The 25503-nt window shown below is 61.7% G+C and carries 23 protein-coding genes; 8 read left to right on the top strand and 15 right to left on the bottom strand.

All coding sequences use genetic code 11. The annotated features are described in order from the left end of the window. Positions 1-70: 70 nt before the first annotated feature. The 3 genes from AAN986_RS14390 to dapC form a co-directional block, all read right to left on the bottom strand. The gene (locus AAN986_RS14390; protein WP_012205449.1) at positions 71-1240 is read right to left on the bottom strand and encodes a PilT/PilU family type 4a pilus ATPase; all 1170 of its coding nucleotides are present in this window, start codon (positions 1238-1240) and stop codon (positions 71-73) included. A 180-nt stretch (positions 1241-1420) separates the two neighbouring features. Continuing rightward, positions 1421-2245, bottom strand: a complete 825-nt coding sequence (gene dapD, locus AAN986_RS14385; RefSeq protein ID WP_012205450.1) for a 2,3,4,5-tetrahydropyridine-2,6-dicarboxylate N-succinyltransferase — start codon at positions 2243-2245, stop codon at positions 1421-1423. Positions 2246-2296: 51 nt separating this feature from the next. Continuing rightward, entirely contained in the window at positions 2297-3502 is a 1206-nt protein-coding gene (gene dapC / locus AAN986_RS14380) for a succinyldiaminopimelate transaminase (RefSeq protein ID WP_047218112.1), read from the bottom strand. A 188-nt stretch (positions 3503-3690) separates the two neighbouring features. Here dapC and AAN986_RS14375 point away from each other — a divergent pair, with 188 nt between their 5' ends. After that, entirely contained in the window at positions 3691-5229 is a 1539-nt protein-coding gene (locus AAN986_RS14375) for a methyl-accepting chemotaxis protein (protein ID WP_047218111.1), read from the top strand. A 36-nt stretch (positions 5230-5265) separates the two neighbouring features. Here the strand turns inward: AAN986_RS14375 and rsxB are convergent, their stop codons facing one another. The 3 genes from rsxB to dusA form a co-directional block, all read right to left on the bottom strand. Continuing rightward, on the bottom strand, positions 5266-5982 hold the full coding sequence (gene rsxB / locus AAN986_RS14370) for an electron transport complex subunit RsxB (protein ID WP_047218110.1): 717 nt from the start codon (positions 5980-5982) through the stop codon (positions 5266-5268). A 23-nt stretch (positions 5983-6005) separates the two neighbouring features. Further along, positions 6006-7379, bottom strand: coding sequence for a polyhydroxyalkanoate depolymerase (phaZ, locus tag AAN986_RS14365; RefSeq protein WP_016445947.1), 1374 nt, complete (start codon positions 7377-7379; stop codon positions 6006-6008). 168 nt (positions 7380-7547) lie between these two features. After that, complete coding sequence (gene dusA / locus AAN986_RS14360) at positions 7548-8558, bottom strand: tRNA dihydrouridine(20/20a) synthase DusA (protein ID WP_080649856.1); 1011 nt, start codon at positions 8556-8558, stop codon at positions 7548-7550. Between the two features lie 785 nt (positions 8559-9343). On the opposite strand from dusA, the gene AAN986_RS14355 reads away from it, so the two are divergent. Beyond that, the gene (locus AAN986_RS14355) at positions 9344-10759 is read left to right on the top strand and encodes an HD domain-containing phosphohydrolase (RefSeq protein ID WP_241150353.1); all 1416 of its coding nucleotides are present in this window, start codon (positions 9344-9346) and stop codon (positions 10757-10759) included. Between the two features lie 42 nt (positions 10760-10801). Here AAN986_RS14355 and AAN986_RS14350 read toward each other — a convergent pair whose 3' ends face one another. Further along, on the bottom strand, positions 10802-11329 hold the full coding sequence (locus AAN986_RS14350) for a hypothetical protein (protein ID WP_156179803.1): 528 nt from the start codon (positions 11327-11329) through the stop codon (positions 10802-10804). 130 nt (positions 11330-11459) lie between these two features. On the opposite strand from AAN986_RS14350, the gene AAN986_RS14345 reads away from it, so the two are divergent. Then, positions 11460-11738, top strand: coding sequence for a hypothetical protein (locus tag AAN986_RS14345; RefSeq protein ID WP_016445950.1), 279 nt, complete (start codon positions 11460-11462; stop codon positions 11736-11738). 60 nt (positions 11739-11798) lie between these two features. Here AAN986_RS14345 and AAN986_RS14340 read toward each other — a convergent pair whose 3' ends face one another. After that, the gene (locus AAN986_RS14340) at positions 11799-13265 is read right to left on the bottom strand and encodes an IPTL-CTERM sorting domain-containing protein (protein ID WP_349335278.1); all 1467 of its coding nucleotides are present in this window, start codon (positions 13263-13265) and stop codon (positions 11799-11801) included. 656 nt (positions 13266-13921) lie between these two features. On the opposite strand from AAN986_RS14340, the gene AAN986_RS14335 reads away from it, so the two are divergent. Beyond that, positions 13922-14053, top strand: a complete 132-nt coding sequence (locus AAN986_RS14335) for a hypothetical protein (RefSeq protein ID WP_277422849.1) — start codon at positions 13922-13924, stop codon at positions 14051-14053. 428 nt (positions 14054-14481) lie between these two features. Continuing rightward, complete coding sequence (locus tag AAN986_RS14330) at positions 14482-15621, top strand: hypothetical protein (RefSeq protein WP_349335277.1); 1140 nt, start codon at positions 14482-14484, stop codon at positions 15619-15621. Between the two features lie 62 nt (positions 15622-15683). Here AAN986_RS14330 and AAN986_RS14325 read toward each other — a convergent pair whose 3' ends face one another. Continuing rightward, entirely contained in the window at positions 15684-15836 is a 153-nt protein-coding gene (locus AAN986_RS14325) for a hypothetical protein (protein ID WP_156179801.1), read from the bottom strand. Positions 15837-16143: 307 nt separating this feature from the next. On the opposite strand from AAN986_RS14325, the gene AAN986_RS14320 reads away from it, so the two are divergent. Genes AAN986_RS14320 through AAN986_RS14310 form a run of 3 tightly spaced genes read left to right on the top strand, consistent with a single transcriptional unit; the run spans position 16144 to position 17738 of the window. Beyond that, a complete protein-coding gene (locus AAN986_RS14320) occupies positions 16144-16707 on the top strand; it encodes an IPTL-CTERM sorting domain-containing protein (protein WP_349335276.1) in 564 nt (187 codons plus the stop codon). An 11-nt stretch (positions 16708-16718) separates the two neighbouring features. Next, on the top strand, positions 16719-16784 hold the full coding sequence (locus tag AAN986_RS14315) for a hypothetical protein (protein ID WP_241150409.1): 66 nt from the start codon (positions 16719-16721) through the stop codon (positions 16782-16784). A gap of 27 nt (positions 16785-16811) precedes the next feature. Next, positions 16812-17738 (top strand): hypothetical protein, encoded by a 927-nt coding sequence (locus AAN986_RS14310; RefSeq protein ID WP_277422867.1) that lies wholly within the window; start codon positions 16812-16814, stop codon positions 17736-17738. A 584-nt stretch (positions 17739-18322) separates the two neighbouring features. On the opposite strand, the gene AAN986_RS14305 is transcribed toward AAN986_RS14310, so the two are convergent. From AAN986_RS14305 to AAN986_RS14280, 6 genes are all read right to left on the bottom strand, one after another. Further along, positions 18323-19351 carry a hypothetical protein gene (locus AAN986_RS14305; protein ID WP_156179926.1) on the bottom strand — a complete coding sequence of 343 codons (1029 nt, stop codon included), beginning with the start codon at positions 19349-19351 and terminating at the stop codon, positions 18323-18325. 232 nt (positions 19352-19583) lie between these two features. Continuing rightward, positions 19584-20273 carry an ANTAR domain-containing protein gene (locus tag AAN986_RS14300; protein WP_047219026.1) on the bottom strand — a complete coding sequence of 230 codons (690 nt, stop codon included), beginning with the start codon at positions 20271-20273 and terminating at the stop codon, positions 19584-19586. Between the two features lie 2 nt (positions 20274-20275). Further along, positions 20276-21424, bottom strand: a complete 1149-nt coding sequence (locus AAN986_RS14295) for a transporter substrate-binding domain-containing protein (protein WP_047219025.1) — start codon at positions 21422-21424, stop codon at positions 20276-20278. Between the two features lie 80 nt (positions 21425-21504). Next, complete coding sequence (locus AAN986_RS14290) at positions 21505-23238, bottom strand: VWA domain-containing protein (RefSeq protein WP_047219024.1); 1734 nt, start codon at positions 23236-23238, stop codon at positions 21505-21507. 12 nt (positions 23239-23250) lie between these two features. Next, on the bottom strand, positions 23251-24108 hold the full coding sequence (locus AAN986_RS14285) for a CbbQ/NirQ/NorQ/GpvN family protein (RefSeq protein WP_047219023.1): 858 nt from the start codon (positions 24106-24108) through the stop codon (positions 23251-23253). 72 nt (positions 24109-24180) lie between these two features. Next, a complete protein-coding gene (locus AAN986_RS14280; protein WP_043791758.1) occupies positions 24181-25218 on the bottom strand; it encodes an aliphatic amidase in 1038 nt (345 codons plus the stop codon). Positions 25219-25503: the final 285 nt, after the last annotated feature.

Below are 25503 nucleotides of genomic sequence, written 5' to 3'. Positions count from 1 at the left end.
AAACAAAAAAGTCGGAGGGCCGGCTGCCGCCAGCGTGCTCCGACATTGTGAACGCTGCGGGGCCAGCCGATCAGTTCGGCTTGACTTCCAGCATGATTTCCGTGAACGAGGGCATGTCGTCCTCGCCGGGGGTGGCCAGTTCGGCGAACTGACTGGACGGCGCGGCATGGCTGGCCTTGACCACGTCGTTTTCCAGGCGCCACATCAGGTTGGTGGGCGAATCGGCGAAGGCCAGGGCTTCGGCGCGGTCGATGCGGCCGGAGCGGACCAACTGCGCCAGCGCCTCTTCAAAGGTCTGCGAGCCTTCGGCCATGGATTTTTCCATGGCCTCCTTGACGCCCGAGAAGTTGCCGCGCTCGATCAGGTCGGCGATCAGCTTGGTGTTGAGCATGACCTCGACGGCTGGCATGCGGCCGCCGTCCACGGTGCGCACCAGGCGCTGGGAGATCACGCCCTTGAGCGCAGCCGACAGCTCGCCCAGCATGGTGGGGCGGATTTCCTCGGGGAAGAAGGACAGGATGCGGTTGAGCGCGTGGTAGCTGTTGTTGGCGTGCAGCGTGGCCAGGCACAGGTGGCCCGACTGCGCAAAGCCCATGGCCGAGGACATGGTCTCGCGGTCGCGGATTTCGCCGATCAGGATCACGTCAGGGGCCTGGCGCAGCGCGTTCTTGAGCGCGATCTGCAGCGATGCCGTGTCCGAGCCCACTTCGCGCTGGTTGACGATGGAGCGCTTGTTGCGGAACTGGTATTCGATGGGGTCCTCGATGGTGAGGATGTGGCCCGTGAGCTTTTCGTTGCGCGCATCGATCATCGAGGCCAGCGTCGTGCTCTTGCCCGAGCCCGTGGAGCCCACGACCAGCAGCAGGCCGCGTTTTTGCATGATCAGCTCGCCCAGCACGGGCGGCAGGTTCAGCGTGTCCATGGCCGGAATGTGCTGGGCGATGAAGCGGATCACCACGGCGCAGCTGCCGCGCTGGTGCATGGCGCTGACGCGAAAACGCCCCACGCCGCGCAGCGGCACGCCCATGTTGAGCTCGCCCGTTTCGTCCAGCTCCTGCAGGCGCTCGGCCGGCACGATCTCGGCCAGCAGGCTGCGCGGCGCGTCGGGCGGCAGCAGCTGGTTGTTGATGGGCACGCATTCGCCGTTGATCTTGATCAGCGCCGGCGCGTTGACCGCTAGGTAGACGTCGGACGCCTGCTTCTCGCCCATCAGGCGCAAAATCCTCTCCATCGTGCCCATGTTTTCCCCCAAATTCGTGTACTACCGCTGTTCTTGGATCGTCTGCACGCTCTTGTGACGTGAAACGGGCGTCCGCTGCCTGGTGGCCGGGGACGCCCTCGAGAGTATGCCTTGCTCCATCCCCTGAACAGGGGATGTTTTGGCGCCGCAACCACGCCTTTGGCGCGGTGCGGATGCGGATCAATCGCGCAGCAGGTCGTTCAGGCTCGTGGTGGAGCGTGTCTTGGCATCGACCTTCTTGACGATGATGGCGGCGTACATGCTGTAGCGGCCGTTGTCCTTGGGCAGGTTGCCCGACACCACCACCGAGCCGGCAGGCACGCGGCCATAGCTGGTCTCGCCGGTCGCACGGTCATAGATGGGGGTGGACTGGCCGATGTACACGCCCATGGAGATCACGGAGTTCTCTTCCACGATCACGCCTTCGACGATCTCGGAACGCGCGCCGATGAAGCAGTTGTCTTCGATGATGGTCGGGTTGGCCTGCAGCGGCTCCAGCACGCCGCCCAGGCCCACGCCGCCGGACAGGTGCACGTTCTTGCCGACCTGGGCGCAGGAGCCCACGGTGGCCCAGGTGTCAACCATGGTGCCTTCGTCCACATAGGCGCCGATGTTCACGTAGGAAGGCATCAGGATCGCGCCCTTGGCAACGAAGCTGCCGCGGCGGGCCACGGCCGGGGGCACCACGCGCACGCCGGTGGCGGCGATCTCGGCCTCGGTCATGCCGGCGAACTTGGTGGGGACCTTGTCGAAGAAGTTCAGGTCGCCGGACTGCATCAGCACGTTGTCCTTGAGGCGGAAGGACAGCAGCACGGCCTTCTTGATCCACTGGTGCACGGTCCACTGGCCCACGCCTTCGCGCGTGGCCACGCGCAGCTGGCCGTTGTTCAGGGCTTCGATCACGTGGTCCACGGCCTCGGTCACTTCCTTGGGGGCGGCAGCGGGGGAGAGGCTGGCACGGTTGTCCCAGGCGGTGTCGATGATGGATTGCAGCTGTTGCGTCATATGGCTTTGGTGATCAAAGGGTTTGTGAGGAAAGGGGAGCGCAGGGCTGTCTCAGCGCTGGCGCGATTCTATGAACTGTGCAATGCGCTGGGCGGCTTCCAGGCATTCTGCGGTCTCGGCCACCAGGGCCATGCGCACGCGCCCGGCGCCGGGGTTGCGGCCATTGGCCTCGCGCGCCAGGTAGCTGCCGGGCAGCACGGTCACGCCGGTGGCGGCATACAGCTCGCGTGCAAAGTCGGCGTCGTCCAGGCCCAGCGATTCGGGAATGCCGGCCCAGAGGTAGAAGCTTGCGTCGGGCAGGCGAACATCCATCACGCGCGCCAGCACGGGCGTGACCTGGTTGAACTTCTCGCGGTAAAGGCGGCGGTTTTCCTCGACATGGGCCTCGTCGGCCCAGGCCGCCATGCTGGCCGTCTGCACCACGGGGCTCATGGCACCGCCGTGGTAGGTGCGGTACAGCAAAAAGGCCTTGATCAGGGCCGCATCGCCCGCCACGAAACCGCTGCGCAGGCCAGGCACATTGCTGCGCTTGGACAGGCTGGTGAACATCAGCAGGTTTTTGTAGTCCGTGCGGCCCAGGCGCTGTGCGGCTTCCAGGCCGCCCAGGGGGGCGGTGCCGTCGAAATAGATCTCGCTGTAGCACTCGTCGCTGGCAATCACGAAGCCATGGCGGTCGGACAGCGCAAACAGCTTTTCCCATTCGGCCAGCGGCATCACCGCGCCTGTGGGGTTGCCGGGAGAGCACACGAAGATCAGCTGGGTCTTTTCCCACACGTCGGCGGGAACGCTGTCCCAGTCCACCGCGAAATTGCGCGCAGCATCGCTGGGGGCGTAGTACGGCTGGGCGCCGGCCAGCAGGGTGGCGCCTTCGTAGATTTGATAGAACGGGTTGGGGCAGATCACGCGCGCGCCGTCCTGGCTGGCATCCACCACGACCTGGGTGAAGGAGAACAGGGCCTCGCGCGAGCCGTTGACCGGCAGCACCTGGGCGGCGGCGTCCAGCGCAATGCCGTAGCGCTGGCGCGCCCACTGGGCGCAGGCTTCGCGCAGCGCGGGCTCGCCGGCGGTGGCCGGGTACTTGGCCAGGCCGCCCAGGTCGGCGCTCAGCGCCTGTTCGATGAAGGGCGGCGTGGCATGGCGGGGCTCTCCGATGCCAAGGCTGATGGGGCGCACGCCCGCCGGTGGCTGGACCCCGGCGAACAGTTTGCGAAGACGCTCAAACGGGTAGGGCTGGAGTCGGGAGAGCAGGGGATTCATGGGCTCGCATTATGGATTGATGCGCTTTCGGCATGCCGTTGTCACAGGGGACTGCGGGTCTGCACGCTGGCTTTTTTGCATTCTGTTACCTATTCTGGCATGGTCTCGACTGGGGCCATGCCAACTCGTGTGGCGGGGCCTCGCAAACGGTGAGTTCCAGATACCAATGACAAGAGAGGCAGACAGCTATGCAGGCAGGCGCTGGCATGGAAAAAGATGGAAGCAGGCATCGTAAGCATACATCCGGCCCAGGTGCCGGCTTCCTCGTATGCACGGTGTGGGCATTGGCGGGACCGGCGCTGGCGTTGGTGGCCGATTCGCTGGGCCTGGGGCCCTGGGTTTGGGCAGCCTTGCTGCTGTGGGCCGGGTTGCTGCTGGGCGGCATGCACAGGCTCTGGTCGCGGGTGATCGGCGAGCGCGAATTGCTGCAGCAGGCCATGCAGGGCATCGCCCAGGGAGACCTGAGCCAGCGCGTGGCCGTGGAGGCTGCGGCCTCCCAGGAGGGCGCAGGCGACGTCCAGACGCCCAAGGCCTTGCTGGGCGGCATGGTGACCTCGCTGTCTGGCATGGTGGCCGATGTGCGCAGCAATGCGGCCCTGGTGGCGCAGGCCGGGCAACAACTGGTGAACGAGCACCAGGCACTGTCCGATCGCACCGAACTGCAGGCCACCAACCTGGCCCAGACCGTGGTCAGCGTGGAGCAGCTCAGCAGCGCCGTGCAGCACAACGCCGACGTGGTGGGCGTGGTCCACCACCAGGCCAGCGCGGTGCGCGGCGCGGCCGATGAAGGCGTGGTGGCCATGGGCCGCGCCGTGGAGTCGGTGGAGACCATTGAAAGCAGCGCCGGCCGCATGCGCGAGATCATCGGCGTGATCGACGGCATTGCGTTTCAGACCAACATCCTGGCGCTCAACGCTGCCGTGGAGGCGGCGCGTGCGGGCGAGCAGGGCCGCGGCTTTGCCGTGGTGGCCAGCGAGGTGCGCTCCCTGGCCGGCCGTTCGGCCGAGGCGGCGCGCGAGATCCGCCACCTGATCGGCGATGCGCTGGCCCAGGTGGAGCACAGCACCGAACTGATCCGCACGGCCGGGCGAGGTATGGAGCGAGTGACCGAAGGCATCCGCCAGGTGGCCGAGCACATGGGAGAGCTGTCGCAGTCCACCGGCAGCCAGAGCACGGGTCTGGCCGAGATCAGCCGCGCCGTTCACCAGATCGACGAGATCACCCAGCACAACGCGCAGATGGTGGGCCATGCGCTGGACCAGGCCCGGGCGCTGCAGCAGCGCGCGCAGATGCTGTCAGGGGCGGTGTCGCGCTTTCGGCTGCAGCAGGGCACGGCGGAGGAGGCCGTGGCCCTGGTCGAGTCGGCCCTGGGCCTGGCGCGGCGCGGAGTGGCCACCGAGGCACTGCTGGCCGCCGTAAACGACCCCGGCCAGCCCTTCCATGACCGCGATATGTACGTTTTCGCCCTGGCCGCCGACGGCAGCTACCGCGCCTTTGGCGGCAACCCTGCGCGTGTGGGCGTGCGCGTGCAGGAGCTGCCAGGCGTGCGGGGTGAGCAGCTGCTGGCCGACATCATTGCCCAGGCCGAGCGCGGCCCAGGCTGGGTGGAGTACGACTTCAGAAACCCGGCCACGCAACAGGTACAGACCAAGATGTCCTTCGTCTGCAAGCATGGCGGGCTGTACTGGGGATGCGGCGTCTACAAGAGTCTGGCGCTGGCGGCATAGCCTTGGCCTGGAAGGCAGACTGCCGCCTGGCGGGCTTCACTGGCACGCGTTCGGCGATGAACCGCCGCCCGCGCGCTGGGCACGTGCGCGGGCCAGGATGGCGGCGATGGTGGCCTGCTTGCTCTCGGCCACGGGAGGTGCGGGGCAGGGGGCGTGAGGGCTGGCGTCGTCGGCTGCTGCCTGCTCTGCCTGCGCAAGAGGCGTCGCTGCCCGGCTTGCACTCAAACGCTCGCGCTCCACTTCACGCTCGCGGTGCAGCACATAGCGCTGGCGCGCATGCTCGGCCTGCTGGGGGCTCCAGGCAGACCAGCCTGTGGCCGGGCCGCTGGCGTTGTGCAGTTCGATGCAATCGACCGGACACACGGGAATGCACAGTTCGCATCCCGTGCAGTGGGCTGCGATCACCGTGTGCATGAACTTGTTGGCCCCCAGGATGGCATCCGTGGGGCAGGCCTTGATGCACAGGGTGCAACCGATGCACCAGGCCTCGTCGATCACGGCCACGGTGCGCGGGGCTTCCATGCCGTGCTCGGCGCTCAGCGCAACAATGGGCCGGCCCGTCAATGCGGCCAGCCGCTCCACGCCCGCAGCGCCGCCCGGTGGGCACTGGTTGATGCCAGCCTCGCCCGAGGCCACGGCCTGGGCGTAGCTGGCGCAGTCAGGGTAGCCGCAACGCGTGCACTGCGTCTGCGGCAGCGCGGCGTCTATGCGCGCTGCCAGATCGTCGCGGGCGAGCATGGCGGTGGAGGACATGGCGTGGCGGGCTTGCTCGGGAATCAGCCTGCCTGCACCTTGGCGCCACGCTTGCGTGGCTGCTCGGCGGCCGTTGGCGCGTCATCGCTCAGGCTGCTGGCATGGCCTGCAGCGCTGGCGGCGGTGGCGCTCTCGGGCTGGTGGGTGCTGATGAATTCGCGCACCTGCGGATAGACGATCTCTCGCCAGCGGCGGCCGCTGAAAATCCCGTAGTGTCCCGCGCCCGGCACTTCAAGGTGCCTGCGCTGATCCGCGGCAATGCCCGTGCACAGATCGTGCGCAGCCCGCGTCTGGCCGGAGCCGGAGATGTCGTCCAGCTCGCCCTCGATGGTCAGCAGGGCGCTGCCCTTGATGTCCTGCGGGCGCACCAGTTCAACCTTGTCCTCGGGCGAACGCACTTCCCAGGTGCCATGGACCAGCTTGTAGTCCTGGAACACCGTGGCGATGGTCTCGAGGTAGTAGTCGGCATCCATGTCGAGCACGGCGTTGTACTCATCATAGAACTTGCGGTGGTGCTCGGCGCTGGCGTCGTCACCCTTGATCAGGTCCTTGAAGTAGTCGTAGTGGCTCTTGGCGTGGCGATCCGGGTTCATGGCCACGAAGCCCGAGTACTGCAGGAAGCCGGGGTAGACGCGGCGACCCACGCCCGGATAGCCTTCGGGCACGCGGTAGATCACATTGTTCTCGAACCACTCGAAGCTGCGGTTCTGCGCCAGGTTGTTCACCGAGGTCGGCGAGCGGCGCGCATCGATGGGGCCGCCCATCATGGTCATGGACAGCGGAGGCGTCTCGCCACGGCTGGCCATCAGCGACACGGCAGCCAGCACCGGCACCGTTGGCTGGCAGACGCTGACCACATGGCACTGGCCGTACTTGCCCTGCAGGTAGCGGATGAACTCCTGCACATAGTTCACGTAGTCGTCGAGGTGGAACTCGCCATCGGCCAGCGGCACCAGGCGGGCGTTCTTCCAGTCGGTGATGTAGACCTTGTGGTCGCCCAGCATGCTTTGCACCGTATCGCGCAGCAGCGTGGCGTAGTGGCCCGACAGCGGCGCCACGATCAGCACCACGGGCTGGCTCAGCATGGTCTGCAGTGTCTCGGTGTCGTCGGAGAAGCGCTTGAAGCGGCGCAGCTCGCAAAACGGCTTGTCCACTTCGACCCGCTCGCGGATCGTCACGTCCACGCCGCCGACATCGACGCTGCGCAGGTTGAACTCGGGCTTTTCGTAATCCTTGCCCAGGCGGTAGAACAGGTCGAACCCGGCGGCCATGCGCTGGGACATCGGACCCTGGCTCAGCAGCGAGTGGGGGTTGCTGTAGAGCTTGGCTGCAGCCTGCGCGAAATCGGCAAAGGGCTCGACCATGGCGCGCTGGATTTCGTAGAGCTGATAGAGCATGGATACAAGGGGGTTGTTTGGATTTGTTGCAGTGCAATATATCAGCAGCACGCTAAGAAAATTGGTAGTAAAACCCCTCTAATGCTGTCGCTTAAGTGATAGCTTGACTGATGGTTGTAAGCTGGCGGCCGCCCAGCCCCCGGCATTCCTGCAATGCAGTGCGGCGCGCTAGGCGGCAAGCGCCGCTTCGGCCGGTTTGGTGCGCGCAAGCCGCATCACCTCTGAAGGCGGCAATTGCTTGAACTGGTGGTTGCTCCACACCTGGCGCCAGCGCCGCGCACCTGCCAGCCCGTTGCGCAACCCCAACATATGGCGGGCTATCGAATACCAGTGCGTGCCGTGCGTGCGCGCCTCTCGCTCCATGTAGGCCACCATCTGCTCCTCGATGGACTCGCGCGTGTGCTCCACGCCAGCATCGCCGTAGTACAGCGCATCCCACGAGGCCAGCCACCAGGGGTTGTGATAGGCCTCACGCCCCACCATCACGCCATCGACCTGCTGCAGCAGCTCCTGCACGGTGGCGTCGGCCTTGATGCCGCCATTGATGGCAATGGTCAGCTGCGGAAAATCCTGCTTGAGCCGGGCCACGATCTCGTAGCGCAGCGGCGGGATCTCGCGGTTTTCCTTGGGAGACAAGCCTTTGAGCCAGGCATTGCGTGCGTGAACGATGAACACGCGGCATCCCGCATCGGCCACCGTGCCCACGAAGTCGCGCACGAATTCGTAGCTCTCGTCCTTGTCGATGCCGATGCGGTGCTTCACCGTGACAGGCACGTCCACCACATCCACCATGGCCTTCACGCAATCGGCCACCAGCGGCGCCTCGTTCATCAGGCAGGCGCCAAATGCACCGCGCTGCACCCGCTCGCTGGGGCAGCCGCAGTTCAGATTGATCTCGTCATATCCCCACTGCGCTCCCAACCGCGCAGCCTGCGCCAGATCCGACGGCTCGCTGCCGCCGAGCTGCAACGCCACCGGATGTTCCTCGGCCTCGAACCGCAGATGCCGTGGCACATCACCGTGCAGCAGTGCGCCCGTGGTCACCATCTCGGTATACAGCAGGGTATGGCGGCTCAGCAGTCGGTGCAGGTAGCGGCAGTGCTTGTCAGTCCAGTCCATCATGGGCGCAACGGACATGCGCCACATGCTGGCAGGTGCTTGATTTTCTACGTTTGTCATTGATCTGATTGGGTTCTTTGCTCTGGCGTCGTTGCCTGGTTCTTCGCCATCCAACCCCGTTTTTGCTGATTTTCTCGCTGGCTTTGCCACATCCTTCACCTGTCGCAAAACAGATGGGAGCATCACTTCACGCAAGCGCACGGATGGCTTGCTCGCTTGCCTGCACCGCACAGATCCGGCTGATGGAGAACGGCACGTTTGTCCACCGCGAAAGCCAGGCCTACCGTCGGAAAGTGCTGGCCAATGAGTGGCTGCGCAGGCGCGAGCACGAGATGGGACCAGGAGCACGCTTTTGGCCAGGCGCCAGGCCGTGCACAAGAAAATTTCAGTGAGGGAGCCACTGCGGGATTATGTCAGTGCGGCCAAAAACGTGACTGAGTGGGGCCGTTGCAAAAAGGCCGGCATCGCGCGACTGCAGGCCTCTGGTCGGGCCGACCTCCAGGCCGCCAAGCTCACGGTGCAGGATCTGATGGGCCACACCAAGAAGCGGCGCACGGAGGACGAGGCCGGCCCGCCGCCGTGCTCAATGACATGGTGTGGCTGCGCCAGGTCTTCCTGCATGCTTCGGCCGCGCGCGGCATTGATGCGCCGCTGCAGGTGCTGGACCGCGCCAGGCTCAAGCGTGCTGCGCACGCGGGTGCCCGCCTACGCGGCCGGGCTTCAAGCGTGGCCGACAAGACTGCCTTGAATTCAAGTGAGAGCTCTGCCTGGAGCAAATTTCATCCATTGCGCGAAACTGGGGTAATGGTAGCTAGATGTAAGTGAGTGGCGAGAAGCGGATAAATTTGATCTTCATTCATTTGGTGTTGGTAAAGAATTTCTATCTGCACATTGCCTTTCGATGGCATATTGGCGAGGCCATGCATCGAATAAGACAAATGGAGGCACACCAAATGAATGTTAGAGAGAGGCAAGAATCATTCGCGCCGCAATCGCGGTTGCAAGCATTGATGGTTGATTGCGAGGTGGAAGATTTTTCAGGGTTGGGCCTGTTGCTCGGTCAGGCTGGATATGATACGCGAATGGCGGCAAGTGCGCCGGAAGCGTTGGCTGAGTTTGCTGGTGGACGAATTGACTTGTTGATATGCAATACGCGTGTAATTGACAAGGATGGTGGGCAGTGGCTGGAAAATCTCGTTGGGCAGTCCCCTGATCTGTTCGTGATTTTTCTTTCGGAATGCAGTCCCGTGGCAATTACGAAAGGCCTTGGTCGGTTGCTGGGCTTGCACCGTCACATAGTCAAACCTTGGAATAGTGAGCAATTTTTGGCTGTCATTGAGCAACTGAATGATCAAAAAATTACACGCTATGAGAATATTCGGCTAGAGCAAAAAAATAGAGCGCTGACGAAGGAGTTGGCAGAACTAAATGCAACTGTTGAGCTGACTGCCCATGAGCATGACGACGAATTGTTGGAGGCACATAGGAAACTTAAAAAAAGCTTCGTCGCATCGATCCGAATGTTTTCAAATCTGCTTGAGTGGCGAGGGGGTATACTTGCCGGACATTCAAGACGCGTTGCGGATCTAACCCGCCGAACCGCAAGTATTATGCAGCTAAGTGAAGCAGAGCAGCAGAATGCTTTTGTCGCTGCGCTCATTCATGATATCGCTCATATTACTCTTCCCGATGGGATGTTAAGCAAGCCCGTCCCAAGTTTAAGTCATGAGGAACTGGATAAGTATAGAAACCATAGCAGTTTGGGGGAGCAGCTGCTTCTGTCGATAGATGATGCGCATCTTGTCGCTACTCTAGTCAGGTCTCACCATGAGCGATTCGATGGAGCAGGTTACCCTGATGGCCTAAAGGGGAAGGATATTCCAATAGGTGCTCGCATAATTGCGGTTGCTGATTTTTACGATGACCTGATGGTGGGGCATTTGAGCAGTAAGCCGCTAACTTGCGCAGAGGCAAGAACGCTCATTTCGCATAGTAGAGGAGCACAATTCGATCCAGAGGTTGTGGATGCTTTCTTGCAAATTGTGATTCAGGCGACCCCTGCTCCCGACCCGGCTCCAATTAATGTCCCCTGTTCGGAACTGAGGCCAGGGATGACTTTGGCTCAAGACTTCGTATCGAGGGAAGGCTTGGTCTTGCTTACAGCAGGTCGAGTTTTGACGCCAGAGTTGATACGCAGAATGCAATTGCGTGTTGATCTTGGTCGAAAGTTTCCAATTCGTGCTGTAGCGACGGCTGTTTGATTGGATTGAATAATTATTTTGGTCTGGACTTGGTCCAGTTTTTTATAGCCTTCGCTCTCTGGTTGTTTTTGAGAATTTGAGTAGAATTTCTCCATTGGTTGTAATTGCTTGTTTTTCTGATATGTCAGCTATAAGTGAAGGCGGTACTTCTGTTGAATACAGCTTGTTTTTGCTTATTCTATATAAAATCCTCGTTTTTCCGACTATGAATTCATCTCCTTCGATTATTCCTATATACCGGCCATTTTTTGTATAGGCTTTCCACCATCCGCCTTCGATCATTTTATGCCTCGCTGTGCTGTGATTTATTATTGGCGCCACCATGCCAATTCTTGAGCATGAAATGTTATTATGAAAGCCGCTCGATATTTCAATTGATGCAAAATTTGACAAAGTAATTGATTTTGATAATTTATTATCAAAATCGCGCCTGGCAAGAGTAATATCTGGATATACGTGGAAACACGGATGGTCACTTGGCGTAAATCTCGACGTCGTGCCTACCAAGCCTGCCACCTTCGGCAGGATGAGCAAGGAACACATGCAGGCGCCGCAGTGGGAGCGCATCAAGCGGGATTGCTGGAGCCGGTCCTCGCTGCGCGTCCGTAGGACTCTCGCCACCGGAATCTTGCCCAGGGACCGACAGCCTGCAGCCTGTTGCTGGCACACCATGACAGCTCTGAAGCAACAGGAGCAATGAATGGCGATTTCAGAAAAGATCCAGGACCTGCGCAAGTGGGACGACTCTCGCAAGGGATTCACGGGAGAGCATTGGCTGGTGCTCGGTGCCGGCCTCTTGGCGCTGCGCCATGCCCGGCGCGCGGAAAGTGGCATGGGCCGCCTTGTGAGTGGTGCGCTGGGCACGGCATTGATAGCGCGCGCGGCCACGGGCCGCGACGGTGTATTGGGAACGGCAGGACGATTGGCTGCAAAGCCCACGCTGGCCGAGCGCCTGCTGATCGCCGCGCGCCGCCTTTAGACGCCCGGACAAAGGAAAGGCCCGCAGTTGCGGGCCTTGCTTTTTCAGGTCAGGCCTGCATCAGCGCTGGCGGCGCATGCGGCGCAGGCCGAATATTGCCAGCAGGGCAGACATCAGGATGGCGCCCCATTCGCTGAGCGTGGGAACGGCTGCTGCGCCGCCTGCTGGGGCTGCTGCCAGCACGGGCACGAGCGGATCGGCGATCACGCCCACGGCAGGGTTGGTGTCACCAGGGCCGTTGTCCGTGATGGTGTAGGTCACCGTGGTGCGCGCGCTGTCCACGATCACGTTCAGCGCGGTCGCAGGGTCAAACCAGCCGCCGACACCATCGGGCTTGCGGAACTGCACGCCTTCGGGGAGAGCGCTGGGATAGGTGAGAGTCATCGTCACAGATCCGGTGCAGTTTTCGGCGCTGAAAGCGAATTGTCCGCTGGGCGCTTGCAGGTTCGGTGGGGTGGAGGTCACAGGTCCGAAGCCGCCGCCAGGTTGCAGCGTGCAAGTGGTGCCGCCGCCGGACATCGTGGCAGACGGTATGCCGGTCATGCCAGGCACGCTGCCGGGCGCGCTCACCAGTTGCAGTTTGCGTGGCGTGGCTTGTGTGCTTGCAGAGGCTGCACCGGTTGTCCCGTTGGAGGCTGCGACCGTGAAGTTATAGGTGAAGCCATTGCTCAGGCCAGCCACGACGATGGGGGATGTCGTTCCTTGCTGAGTGATCACGCCAGGCGCACCGGGCACGGCCACGGGGGTCGCGATCACGGTATAGCCTGTGATGGGCGCGCCGCCATTGGAAGCAGGTGCAGTGAAGGTTACCGTAGCCTGCCCGTCGTCTGCAGCGATGTTGCCGATGGTGGGGGCTCCGGGTGCCGCTGCATTCACCATGAAGGTTTGAGACACCTGTGATGCAGGCAGGTAGCTTGCGTTACCACTTTGGTTCGCATCAACGGTGCAAGAGCCTGTGTTCACAAAAGTCAGCGTGCCGCCCGTGGTGACCGTGCATACCGCAGTTGTGTTTGCGCTGAAGGCCACCGGCAGGCTGGAGCTGGCCGTCGCGGTCAGTGTTGGCGTTGTGCCGAAAGTTTGGTCGCCGGGGTGTGGGAACGTGATGTTCTGGTTTTGCTGTCCATTCACCAGTACGCCGGTCGTGGCGCCTACGTTCGCCAAATTCAGCACAACGTTGGTGCCACCGCTCGTCATCGTGCTCCCGTTGAGATCGATAGCGGTTCCTAACGTCACTCCATTTGCGTCAACATCACCTGGCTGCACGGTATATATGAAGGTCAGGGCGGAGCTGTTGCTGCCACCGACGAAGTCCGCTTGCCGCAGAGTTGAACCAATCGTCAAAGGAATTGAGGGCGAGCCGCCAGCTGTGACGGTCACGGGAGCGCTGTAGGTCACAGTGAACTGCAGGTTCTGTCCAGCACTATAGGTTCCGTCGGGGGGAACACTTACTGATTGCACTGAGGCGGCAGGAGCTACAAGCGTGTAGCTCAGCGTGGTTTGGCAGGCTTTGGAGTCTGTGATGGTCACCGAATATTGACCGGGAGCCAGTCCTGTCGCGGTTGCCGCTGCGCCACCGGAGGGGGTCCATGAGTAAGCGTAGCCAGGAGTTCCCCCTGTCGCGACAACTGTTGCGCTACCGTTGTTGCCTCCAACGGGATTGATCTGCGACTGCGTGCCTGACAATGTTTCAGGCTGTCCAACGGTCGTAGACGCTGTTCCTTGCAGGCCGTTATTGTCAGTAACCGTAACTGTATAGGTGCCTGCTATGAGCCCTGTTGCGGTAGCGTTTGTGCCTCCAGAGGGACTCCATGAGTAGCTGAAGGGCGCAACACCGTTCTGGGTGATTTGGGCAGTGGCCGTGCCGTTGTTTGCCCCGTTACAAGAGGCATCGGTGTGGGACGCGGACAAGGTCAGCTGTGCGCTTGCAGAGCCGGTGTAGGTGACAAGAGCAAAGATGCCGCCTAGCACCCATGTGCGGAAAACCCCAGAAGACATGTTGTTCCCTTACTTTGGAGATCGGCGCAATCTCTCTAGCTCTGTTTGCTGAACTTTTGTTTGATGACCAAACGCGCTGCAAATTGTATGAATTTGTGTATATTGTGTCTATCACTGAAACTTGGTAGTTACTCCGGCTAGGCGGCCTGGCCCTGCGGTGGTCGTCCCAAGCCTGCCAGCTTCGAGGGATGAGCACGGAATACAGGCAGTTTCCGCAGTGGGAACGCATCGAGCTGGACTACAGGGCCGGCATCAAGGGCCTGAGGCAGATCGCAGCAGAGCAGAACATCAGCCAGGGGGGCGATCCGCAAGCGCGCTGAGAGTGATGACTGGAGCTGGATGCTGTCGGGGCGCATCCAGGACAAGGCCGAGCAGTCGGTACGCAAGGAGGCGGTACGCAAGGAGGCGGTACGCAGCGAGGTCTGCGCGGAACGCAGGGCGTCCGAGCGGCCCACGGCCCTTGTGCGCTCACCGCGACGGCCAAGAAATACGGCAGGACTGAGAGCCATTATTCGAACTCTTCGGCGCCCGAGGAATGATCGTTTCTGAATGGCAGGCTTCGCTTGAGAATAAATCCGCAGGTGGTGATGACTGGACAAAGCGTCAACTTCCGGAGGGTGCTCTGAGGCTATATTCCGTCTGCGGGAAGCTGCGTTCGTAACTTGAACGCATGCGCCTGGGAGGGCGTTTCATGCGTGCGCCTGAAGCTGTGTCAAGGCTTGCGATAAATATTCAGAGGAAATTGGCAATGGGTATCGCTTTTCGTCAGACTGAAATCAATATCAAGATTGCCAAGAAGCAAGGCAAGGAGATTTCCAAGCTTCTGCAGGACAAGGGATGGATTGCAGAGGATATGCCGTTGGATGCCGCAATGGCAGCTATTGGCTGGCATGGAAAATATCAAAAAACTCTGCTGACAATTGATGAGATTGATGTTGATAAAATAACCAAACAGGTATCCGAACAGTTTGAGGCGCTGGCTGCTTTTGTGCGAGATGGAAGCTTCGTCCGTTTTGAATCAGAGGAGAGCAGTAAAGACTACGCTCTATGTGTTTTCGAGGGGGGCAAGGCTCATGGCTATGGATGGTTGGGAACCCGTGAAAAAACCGCAGTGGTTGCCGCCATCGGAACTGTGCCCAGCGGTCCATGGAATGAGTATATTCATGACGAATCGCCTTCCCGAGAAAAGCTGACAGATCACCGCTATTGGGCGGTGATGGCCTGGAAAATGGCTGAGTACATTCAGTTCATTGCTCAGAGTTCCAAGAGCTTCAGTGCCAAAGATAAGGAACAAGCTTATTGGATCATCCGCGCTGGTGAGGCCGCCAGAACCACTTTACTGGGGACGCGTCCTTTGCTCGTTCAGGATATTCAGATGTATGAGAAGGATGTGAGTCAGATTCCGCGGATCATTGCAAGCGACTTGCATGAGGTGAAGCTGCGCTGGTTAAAAGGGCCGCGTAAGAAGTTAGCAGCGTTGGATTTTGACATCAATGCTGGTGAATTGCAGGCGCTCCTCCGCTACCGTGATACATTTGCACCGACGAAAGAGTTCTTGGTTGATGGACAGGAGGGTGTATATCAACCGGAAGTGCTTGAATTCTTAGAATGCCTGCGTGATGCGTCTTGGTTTCAGCAGCTTTGCAAGCTGGCGAAGGATGGCGATAAACGTACGGAGGTCATTCTGGAGTTTCACGGGTGGATGTCCGATGTAATGGAAACTGCCGATCTGAAGGAGCTTTTGTTTAAACTGCATTGGATTGCCTCCGCTGACAAGGGAAGCGCTGCCATCGTTCCTGGCGTTAGCAGTGAAGTGATTTCTTCGTATACGGCTGGCGAAATCTACAACGCAATGCAGAGAATCAGCCAACTGGCCGCGACAAAGTAGGTTTGCTGAGAGGCCTCTCTTGTAGGCGAAAGCACTCTGCTATCAGCCGACCATGTGAAGCCTCAGTTCGCGGGCATCAGCACGTCGTACCAAGCCTGACAGCCTCGACGGAGTTCCGTCCGCGAGTTAATGCATACCGCAGCCCCCCCTAAAGCGCCGCCGATGGCGGCATTGACCTGTTCGAGCTTGGCGTTATCTCCATCGATGTACTTCATGATGGGCGGCGGCGATGGCCCTGCTAAACGCAGTCAATTGAGACCGTGAATCAGAAGATGGATTAGCGATGCGCCTCCGGAATCGGGAACGGCAGAGCCCGTCCGCTGGAGTCAATGCTGCGGATTCCCGTGCCAAACGCGAATGTTTTCTTGGTTGAAAAACTCAATTTTTAACTTTTTGTTTCTGTTGCCAATGATTGACACTTTCAATCATTTCACTTGTGCGCACCTTGCGCTCAGGTTCAACGGAACTTGTCTGATGAAGTTTTCCCTTTGGCGATGTCTGGGTGGAGCAGGCTTGGCCCTCATGCTGTCCTCCAACGCAGCGGCCCAGTGGTCCTATCCACCGGGCAGCTCTCTGGTTGTCCCGCCGGGCGGGGCCGTGGACCTGTCCTGCTCTGCGCTGGACATGCAAGGAACCCTGGACCTGGGAGGCGCGCTGACCGTCGATTCTTCGGCTACGTTCGCAAGTACCGCCGCCATCACCAACAGTGGCGGAACGCTGTCGGTGGGTGGTGACCTGCAGATCAACGGATCACTGAATGCCGGCAACAACACGATCGAGCTGCGCGACGGCTGCGATCCGGGCAACACCAGCCAGCTCAGCGGCACCCTGGTCGTGCAGAACCTGACCATCAGGAGCAGCACGGGCCGCACCTTTGTGCTGCCTGTCGGGGCAAATCTCACCGTGCTCGGGACGCTGACCGTCGAGGGGGTGCCTGGTCAGCCTGTGGTGCTGCAGGCTGCCAGCGGCACTGCGGTCATCAACCTGGGTCCCGGTGCGACGGTGGTACGCACCAATGCGACGGTTCCGCCCACTGTGCAGATCGGTGCAGGTCCCGGCCATCGGCTGCGGCCATTCCCACACTGAGCGAGTATGGGTTGGTCCTTCTCTCTGTGCTCATGGGACTGGCGCTTTGGCGTCAGCGCCGCACTGCACAACGTTAGCCACTACACATTCAGACCATGAAAACCATGAAATTCACGCTGCGCTCTGTCTCTTTCGCCGCGGCCATCGTCTTGAGCGGCGCTGCAGTGGCGGCTCCTGGCGGCGCCGACATCACCATCACACCACCGGCCAATGGTGGATTCGTCATCAAGAACAATGCAGGCAATGCAGAGCGGCTCCGGGTGATGGAAACAGGCGATGTATATCTGCCCAACCTGTCTAATACAACGGAGGCTGGCAGCGTGGCCTGCTATGACGACGCGACGGGGCGGCTGGGCAAGTGCGCAGCAGGGGCGATTGTGGGGAACCCGGGTCCAACGGGAGCAACCGGAGCGACTGGTGCCACAGGACCGGCGGGCGCGACCGGAGCCGCCGGCCAGGCAGGACCGGCGGGCCCCACAGGTCCGATTGGCATTCAAGGCCCAGCGGGCCAGACAGGCGCTCAAGGCCCCATTGGTGCCACGGGCCTTCAAGGTCCGACGGGGGCGCAGGGTGATATTGGCTTGCTTGGTCCCACAGGCCCCACTGGACCAGCAGGGGCTGGAGGAACTACCGCCACCTCGATGGCTGCTCACAACACTAGCGGTTCTGTAATAGCTGTGGTTCTCGGTGGGACCGATATTCCATTGCCTCAGTCGCAGAACATCTCAGGTTTCTTTGCTAATGGTGCAAACACATTATTCACCGTTCAATCGAGTGGCAGATATAGAATTAAGTATTCTATAAAACTCACCAACTCTTTACTTGTTTCAGTAAGAGTTTTGTTGAACGGAACAGGAGTTGTTCCGCTTACGGAGAATCCCTCGATTTCCGTTTCAAGATTTGATGGTGAAACAATTTTGGCGCTCGCTGCTGGAGATACACTGAATCTTCAGTTTTTTGGAATAGTTGCAGCAGTTACTTTGCAAGCGGGTAATGGCGCTACGCTTATTTTGGAAAAATTGAGCGATTAGACTGGTTTGTCTTCTGCATGCAGGCGAGCTTTCTTTGGAAATTATTGATAATTATTACTGAAGCATTGCTCGTCGCAGTTTTGCCTGTAGAACCCAGCGCGGCCATACTCGCCCTAAAAGTCCGCTCAGCTGCCAGGTGCAGCAAAGTTGCTACATGGTGACTGGAGGATGAAGGTAAGTTATTGTCAAATAAAAGATTTTTCTAAAAATGTATCCAGTCCATCATGGGTGAAACGGGCCACATGGCGGCGGGTGCTTGGGATTCGCGGTGTGTCATTGTTTCGATTGAAGTTTCTGCTGCGCCTGCGCTTTTGTGCTTTGCACCATCGCACGCCTGTCTTTGCTTGCAGGTGACAGGTGAAATGCAGCCATGCATCGCGCGGTTCCGATCCCTAAGAAGGCGGCCAATCCATCTGTCGCCAGCCTGGGCAGGATGGTCGCCGTGCGGCGGCAGCGGCGCTGTAGAGGACGGTGGCCGCCGGTTCGGTCAAGGGGCAGGGCGCAGGCAACCCTAAATTATGTTAGGGAGGGTAAAGACGTGGCCTGTCCGGGGCTGGCTGGACTGGGTCATGGTGCAAAGCCGCTCAACAGAGGTGCGGCGCGGTTATCAGGTAAGCAAGGATGGCAGTGGACACACAAGCCAAGGCAACCATCAGTCCCAGCCACATGCCTTTGCGGGCGAGCATTGCCTCGTCCTTTGCACGGGCGGCCTCATTACGGTAGAAGGCGGCTTCTTTTTGCGCTTCCATCGCGCGATTTCGTTCTGCCCGCAGTGCAGCTTCCGAAGCTATCGCGCTGCGCCTGGCGTACTCGGTTCTTTTGTCTTCGCGCTCTTCCTGTTCCCTTCGCCGCCCCTCCAGCATGTGGCTGAACGGCGTCGATCCTGTTATTTGTTGGCGGGGTGGGGTGTCTACCCCGCTGGGTCGTACTTTGAGCAGTATGGGTTGAATTGGTGTGCTTTTTTTGGTGGGGCTGTCTGGTGTTTTTTGAGTTTTTATCTCGTTATCTGGTGTATTTTTGGAGATGGGATTTTCTGAGACCTTGACATTGATCTTAGGGTTTGATGTGGTTGGTGTAGATTTTCTGATTTTTGCGTTGAACTCGATGAGGGGAATCCCTGGTGAAACATGGGTGTCCCGGGTCTTATTGTTTTCATGGCTGGCGGGCTTTGAGTTTTTTGATGCGATATAGGAATGGTTTGATATTTGGTCAGGAGTTTTTACTCCATGCGGGTAGGAATGGAGAAACGAAGCATATTCAAAACCACCTGAAGCCTGCTGCTGGAATAGATTGATATCTTTCGGCGGTGATGGTGATTGCGATGAGCCTTTTGAGCTTGATGTTGCCGATTGGAGGTCAGGTTCCGGAAGGCTCTGTGGCGATTGGGCAGTTTCATTCCCGAGAATTTCTTCAGGCGACAAGGCAGAGATGCTTGCATTCAAGGCCGCTCTCATCCTGTCCAGGGCTTTGTGATCACGTCCTGCGATGGATCCACTCGGGCCTGCGGCCTGTAAGCTGAGATCAGCAGGAGGAGTGGGGCTCTGCCCAAGATGATTTTTGGGCATGTTGCTTTCCGATTCTCTGTCTTCTTGCAACTTTTTCGTATCTGTCATTGCTCTCTCACGGTCTCAGATGTGATCAGGCTATTGTGTCATCCCGGCCGCTTGGGCCTATGCCTCTGCAAGGCAATGAAGCACTTGCCGGTCATCCTTGTCCTTGGCGCAGTCAACGGGCCTGCGGCGCCCTTGACGGCATCAATACTCGGCGTTTCTGAACCTGGCAGCCGACGCAATGACGATGTGCCAATAGCACCTCATTCGTCCGCGTTGTTTCTGCCCGGCCCCTTCACCGGCCCACGCCCTTGCCCAGCGACAGTATTTCGCTCGCATGCACGATGGCTTGGGCAATCTCCTCCACCGAGCTGCGCCGGCTCATGGCCTGGGCGCGGATCATGTCGTAGGCCTGGTCTTCGTTGATGTGGTGGGTGTGCATGAGGATGGCCTTGGCTTCGGCCACGCGGCGCTGGCCCAGCAGCTTGGCCTGGAGCTTGGCGATGCGCTGCTGCTGCTGGCGTGATTCCTTGTGGTTTCTGCGCGCCAGCACCAGGGTGGACAGCAGGCCGAAGGAGCGGATGGGCGTGGGCAGGATGGCTTGCACCTGCAGCTCCAGCACGGCGGAGACGATGGTGGGATTCTCGTAGTTGACCACGGCGATGGCGGTGGGCGGGCTCTCTCCCTCGCCCTGGGTCCAGGCGTAGTTCAACTGCAGGTGATCGGGGCGCACGGCCAGGAAGACCACGTCCGTGCCTTCGGGCAGGCTGGGCTGGGGCGGCCAGATGGCCTGGACCTGGCAGCCTATGCGCTGCAGTTGCTGGGCCAGCAGGCGGCCGTCCGCGTCGTCGGGGTGGACGACGGCAATGCGCAGCTGGCGCAGTTCCTTGAGCTGGGGCGAGGTGGCGCGCAGCAGCGGCTTTCTTTCCAGCAGCGGCCGGCCTGTGGCAGCGCTGCCGGTTTCCTTGTTCGGTGCGGCATCCACGCTCAGTTCTCCAGGGCACCGAGGCTGGCAGTCCAGTCGCCCAGTGAATGGGTCACCAAATAGGGGTCGGGCGAGACGGCCCGGGTGGCCTGGCGCACGATGGTGAAGCCGCCTTGGGCATTGGCGCGGCCCACGCGCGGGTACAGCCAGGTGTGGTGGTTGCCGGGATCGAGTCGGATGCGGCCCTGGGGCGCGTCGAACTCGCTGCCCAGCAGATGGGGCAGCAGCTCGCCGATGCGGTCGCTGCCGGCCTGGCGGAAGGCGTTGGCGAACAGGTGCATCTGAAAGTAGGCGGCTTCCCAGCACAGGTTGGGCCGGCAGTCGTCGCCCAGGCGCTGGCGCAGCCGGGCCAGGCAGCGCGCATTGGCCGGTGAATCGATGGACTGGAAGTAGGGCGCGGCCGTGAAGTGGCCGGCCGCCACGTCGGCACCCATCTGGGCGATCTCGGCCTCGGAGGTGGTGAGACTGGCAATCGGCATGGTCTGCGGATTGAAGCCCGCCTCTGCATAGGCGCGGTAGAGGCTGGCCGTGGAGTCGCCGACCACGGTGGAGAAGATGAAGTCCGGCTGCCTTGCGCGGATGTCCTGCATGATGGCCGCGTAGTCGCGCTCGGTGGCGTCCAGCGGCAGGTAGTGTTCGCCCAGCTTGTCGCTGCCCGGGTGCTGCATGACCAGCTCGCCCATGATGCGGTTGGACTCGTAGGGATAGATGTAGTCCGAGCCGATGAGGTAGACCCGCGCGCCGAAGCTGCTGGTCATGTAGTCGGCCAGCTGCACGCTGTTCTGGTTGGGCGCGGCGCCGGTGTAGATGACATTGCCCGAGAACTCGAAGCCTTCGTAGAGCGTGGGATAGAACAGCAGCCGGTTCCACTTCTCGACGATGGGGATGACGGCCTTGCGGCTGCTGGACATGTAGCAGCCGAAGATGACGTTGATGCCGTCGCGCACGATGAGCTGCTCGGCCAGCGCCGCATAGCGGGCCGGCGTGGAGGCCGGGTCGTAGCGCACGGCGACCAGTTCACGCCCCAGCAGGCCGCCCGCCTCGTTGATTTCGTCGATGGCCAGCTGCGCGCCCTGCAGCTGGGACTGGCCGATGGTCGATGTGGTGCCGGTGGCCGAGTAAAGAATGCCGACTCTGACGGGGTCGTTCATGGGTTCCTTCTGTGCCAGGTGCTGGCGTGCGTTCTTTGCAGGCTTCAGGTTAATCGAGATTTCTGTGGCGCTTGCCGTGGTCAGCGGCCGGCTGCGAGCCTTGCGCCCATCTGGGACAGCCGCCTTGGCAGATGCCGCGCGTCGTCGGCAATGCCGTAGTTGCGCCCGCCAAAGATGTGGCGCACATAGCCGTCGGCCTGGCTGTCCACGGCCAGGCAACTGATGCGTATGTCTGCGGCGCGGGCCTGCTGCACGGCGTGGCGCGCGTCTTCGATCAGATAGCGGTCGTCATGCACGTCGATGTCGGCGGGTGCTCCATCGGTGATCACCAGCAGATGGCGCTGGCCGGCAGGCTCGGCCGCCAGCAGGCTGCTGGCGTGGCGCAGGGCGGCGCCCAGGCGGGTGGAATGACGCCCCTGCAGTGCCTGCAACCGGGTGGCCGCTGCTGCGGCAAAGGGTTGGCCGAAGTCCAGCAGGCGCAGGTAGCGGACTTCGGCGCGCGTGTTGGACGAGAAGGCGTGGATGGCCAGGCGGTCCACGCCGGTCCTGTGGCCTGCGCGCGATTCGGCCAGCATGAGGGCCGCCTGTTTCTCCAGCTCCAGCAGGCTGGCGCCGTGGGGGCCGGGCGTGTTGACCGATTCGGAAGCGTCCATCAGCACCAGCACGCTGGTGGGGCGCGGGCCTTTGCCGGCCCGCATGAAAAGGCGAGGTTCCGGTCGCAGGTTCAGGCGGCGGTCCACCTGGACCTCGATGGCGGCATTGAAGTCCAGGTCATCGCCTTCCCACTGGCGGCGCAGGCGCTGGCGCCGGTCCAGCTGGCGCGCGGGCGGCAGCGGCAGGGGCGGCAGTGTCTGTCTGCCGGCCTGGGTGCCTTTCCCGGCCAAAGCCTCGGCCTGCCATGCGGGCAGGGTGTCGATGACGGTGCACCAGTCCGTCTTCAGGCGCTCCGACCTGCGGTCCCATTCGGGATAGCTGTGGCGCGACAGTTCCAGGCCTGGGTCCAGGTCCAGCGACTGGCCTTCCTGGGCATCGGACTGCTGTCCTGCGCCGGCCGATGGAGGCGGAGCCGCGCGCGCAGCGGTCTGCTGCAGCGCGAGTGTGTCTTCCTCGCCCTGGGGCGACTCCGGATGCTGCCAGAGATAGCTGTTGTCATCACGGTAGATGCTGGGCACGGCATGGTGCTGGGGGTCCATGCGCACGCGCATCTGGCCCAGGTCGTTGGCCAGGATGGAGGCAATGGCCCGGAATGCGGCGTAGTCCTCCAGGCCATGGCGCGTGGCGGTGTCCTCGAACAGGTCACGGGCCTTGTGGATCCAGTGGTTGCCGTCCATGCGGCCTGGCCACAGCAGCATGCGGTCCAGTCGGGCCATGAAGGCGGCAAAGCCCAGGTCGGATGGGTCGGGCTCGGGCGCGATGCAGGCCTCGAACCAGCGGCGCACGCCAGGGTGCTGCAGGCACAGCAGCCGTTCCACGCGCGCATCTTCCAGTGCGGCCACCACGGCCTGGCCCATGGGCTTGAGGGCGCCGCTGTTCTGGCGGGCGGGCGAAAAGCGCAGGTGGGCTGCGGCATGGGCCACCATGGCAGCGTGCCGGTCTTCCTGGACGGCCAGGCCATGCGGGAGCAGCAGGCGGGCCGGCGCGCTTGTCAGCACGGCGCGCGGGGGTAGCGCCTGCGCGGCCGTGGTCGTGGCCGAGGCCGTGACGCGCGTGAGCGGCTGCACGGTGACGCTGCGGCGCGCCAAGCCGCTGGCCAGCAAGCTCAGCCTGTGGAGCAGGCGGGTGTCTTCGGACAGTGCAAGGGCAGGGGCTGGCATGGCGTGCTGACCTCAGGCGCCGAACTCGGCTGCGACCAACTGGCGCAGCGCGGCGGCGGTGTCGGGGTCGTCGGTCAGGGCGCTGGTGATGGTCATGTCGCAGCTGTCGTGCACCGAGACGCCGTCGCGCATCAGCAGGCCTGCGTAGATCAGCATGCGGGTGGAGGCGCCTTCATCCAGGCCCCGGTGGCGCAGTTCGCGCGTGCTGCGTGCCAGGCTGACCAGGCTGCGAGCGGTGGCCGGGGCAATGCCGGTCTCGTGGGCCACGATGTCCGCCTCGATCTCGGGCGCCGGGTAGTCGAAGTCCAGGGCCGCGAAGCGCTGGCGGGTCGATGGCTTCATGTCCTTGGCGCTGCTCTGGTAGCCGGGGTTGTAGGAGACCACCAGCTGGAAGTCGGGATGGGCATGCACCACCTCGCCCTTCTTGTCCAGCGGCAGGGCACGGCGCGCATCGGTCAGCGGGTGAATGACGACCGTGGTGTCCTGGCGGGCCTCCACCACTTCGTCCAGGTAGCAGATGCCGCCGTGGCGCACGGCCAGGGTCAGCGGGCCGTCGTGCCAGGCCGTGCCGTCGGCATCCAGCAGGTAGCGGCCCACCAGGTCGGAGGCTGTCATGTCCTCGTTGCAGGCCAGCGTGACCAGGGGGCGCTTGAGCGCCCAGGCCATGTACTCCACAAAGCGCGTCTTGCCGCAGCCCGTGGGGCCCTTGAGGATGAGCGGCATGCGGTGCTGGTAGGCCTGCCGGTACAGCTGCACTTCGCGGCCCGAGGGGCGGTAGAAGGGCTCTTCCTCGATGCGGTAGGCCGCCAGCGGGTCGGCGGCCTGGCTGGCAGGAGCGTGCAGCGGGCCTGTGGTTGTTGTCGTGCTCATCTTCACTCTTCACCTTTCCGTGTTCATGGGCGGGCCTGCCCCCAGGCCTGCAGGCTCGGAGGCAGGACGCTGTCAGCGGTGCCTGGGCGCCTCGTGCGGAATGCCTTCGATGGGGCATTCGGGCGTGCCTACGGTGGTGCGTGTGAAGGACTCCACCATCTCGCGTGTGCCCTCGGGATCGTTGACCCACTGGCTGTAGAAGTTGTAGGGGCAGGCGGCCACGCCCTTGTCCCCGTCGCCGGAGTTGATGGTGCCGGTGTAGCCCCGGTGCACCAGCTTGAACAGATGGTTCTGCGACTGGCCGTTTTTGCGCGCATCGCGGATCAGGTGCTTGGACAACTCGGCGTACTGGATGCCCATTTCCTCCTCGCCGGTCTCGCCCAGGGTGCGGCCGTCGAAGCCGATGATGGCCGAGTGCCCGAAGTACGAGTACACGCCGTCGAAGCCCGCCGCATTGGCCACGGCCACGTAGCAGTTGTTCATGAAGGCCATGGCCTTGGAGACCATGATCTGCTGCTCCTTGGCCGGGTACATGTAGCCCTGGCAGCGCACGACGAGCTCGGCGCCGCGCATGGCGCAGTCGCGCCAGATCTCGGGGTAGTTGCCGTCGTCGCAGATGATGAGGCTGATCTTCAGGCCCTTGGGGCCTTCGCTCACATAGGTGCAGTCGCCCGGGTACCAGCCCTCGATGGGCACCCAGGGCATGATCTTGCGGTACTTCTGCACGATCTCGCCCTGGTTGTTCATGAGGATCAGGGTGTTGTAGGGCGCCTTGTTGGGGTGCTCCTCATGCCGCTCGCCGGTCAGCGAGAACACGCCCCAGACATTGGCCCTGCGGCAGGCGTCGGCGAAGATTTCGGTCTCTTCGCCCGGGATGGCGCTGGCCGTGTCGTACATCTCCTTGGCGTCGTACATGATGCCGTGCGTGGAGTACTCGGGAAAGATCACCAGGTCCATGCCCGGCAGGCCGCGCTTCATGCCCACCAGCATGTCCGCGATCTTGCGGCAGTTGTCCAGCACCTCGGCCTTGGTGTGCAGGCGCGGCATCTTGTAGTTGACCACTGCCACGCCGACGCAATCGTTGCTGCTGGAAATATCTCCGTGTCTCATGCTGCTGCTCCTGAAGGGGTTGAGGGGGCGGCGTGCGGCATCGCTGCCCCTTCGATTCCCGGCCAACAAAAAAAGGCCCGAACCGCTCCAGGTCAGGGAGCGGTTCGGGCCTTGTTGCCCGACATCGGCGCTGGCAGCTTTGGCAGCGGATGTCGTCTTGTCGGTGATGCGGGAATGAAGCGGGGCGATGCCTTATCGCCGTGCATGCATTGTTGCCATGCACCCGCCCCGCGCATATACGTCATATGCCGGTTGTGGTGGGCGCGATGCCGTGGTATTTCCCGC

It is taken from the genome of Delftia sp. DS1230, from assembly GCF_040112715.1.
Classification (GTDB): Bacteria; Pseudomonadota; Gammaproteobacteria; order Burkholderiales; family Burkholderiaceae_C; genus Comamonas; species Comamonas tsuruhatensis.
The sequence above is the reverse complement of the archived record's forward strand: the minus strand, read 5'-3'. Positions and strand labels throughout refer to the sequence as shown.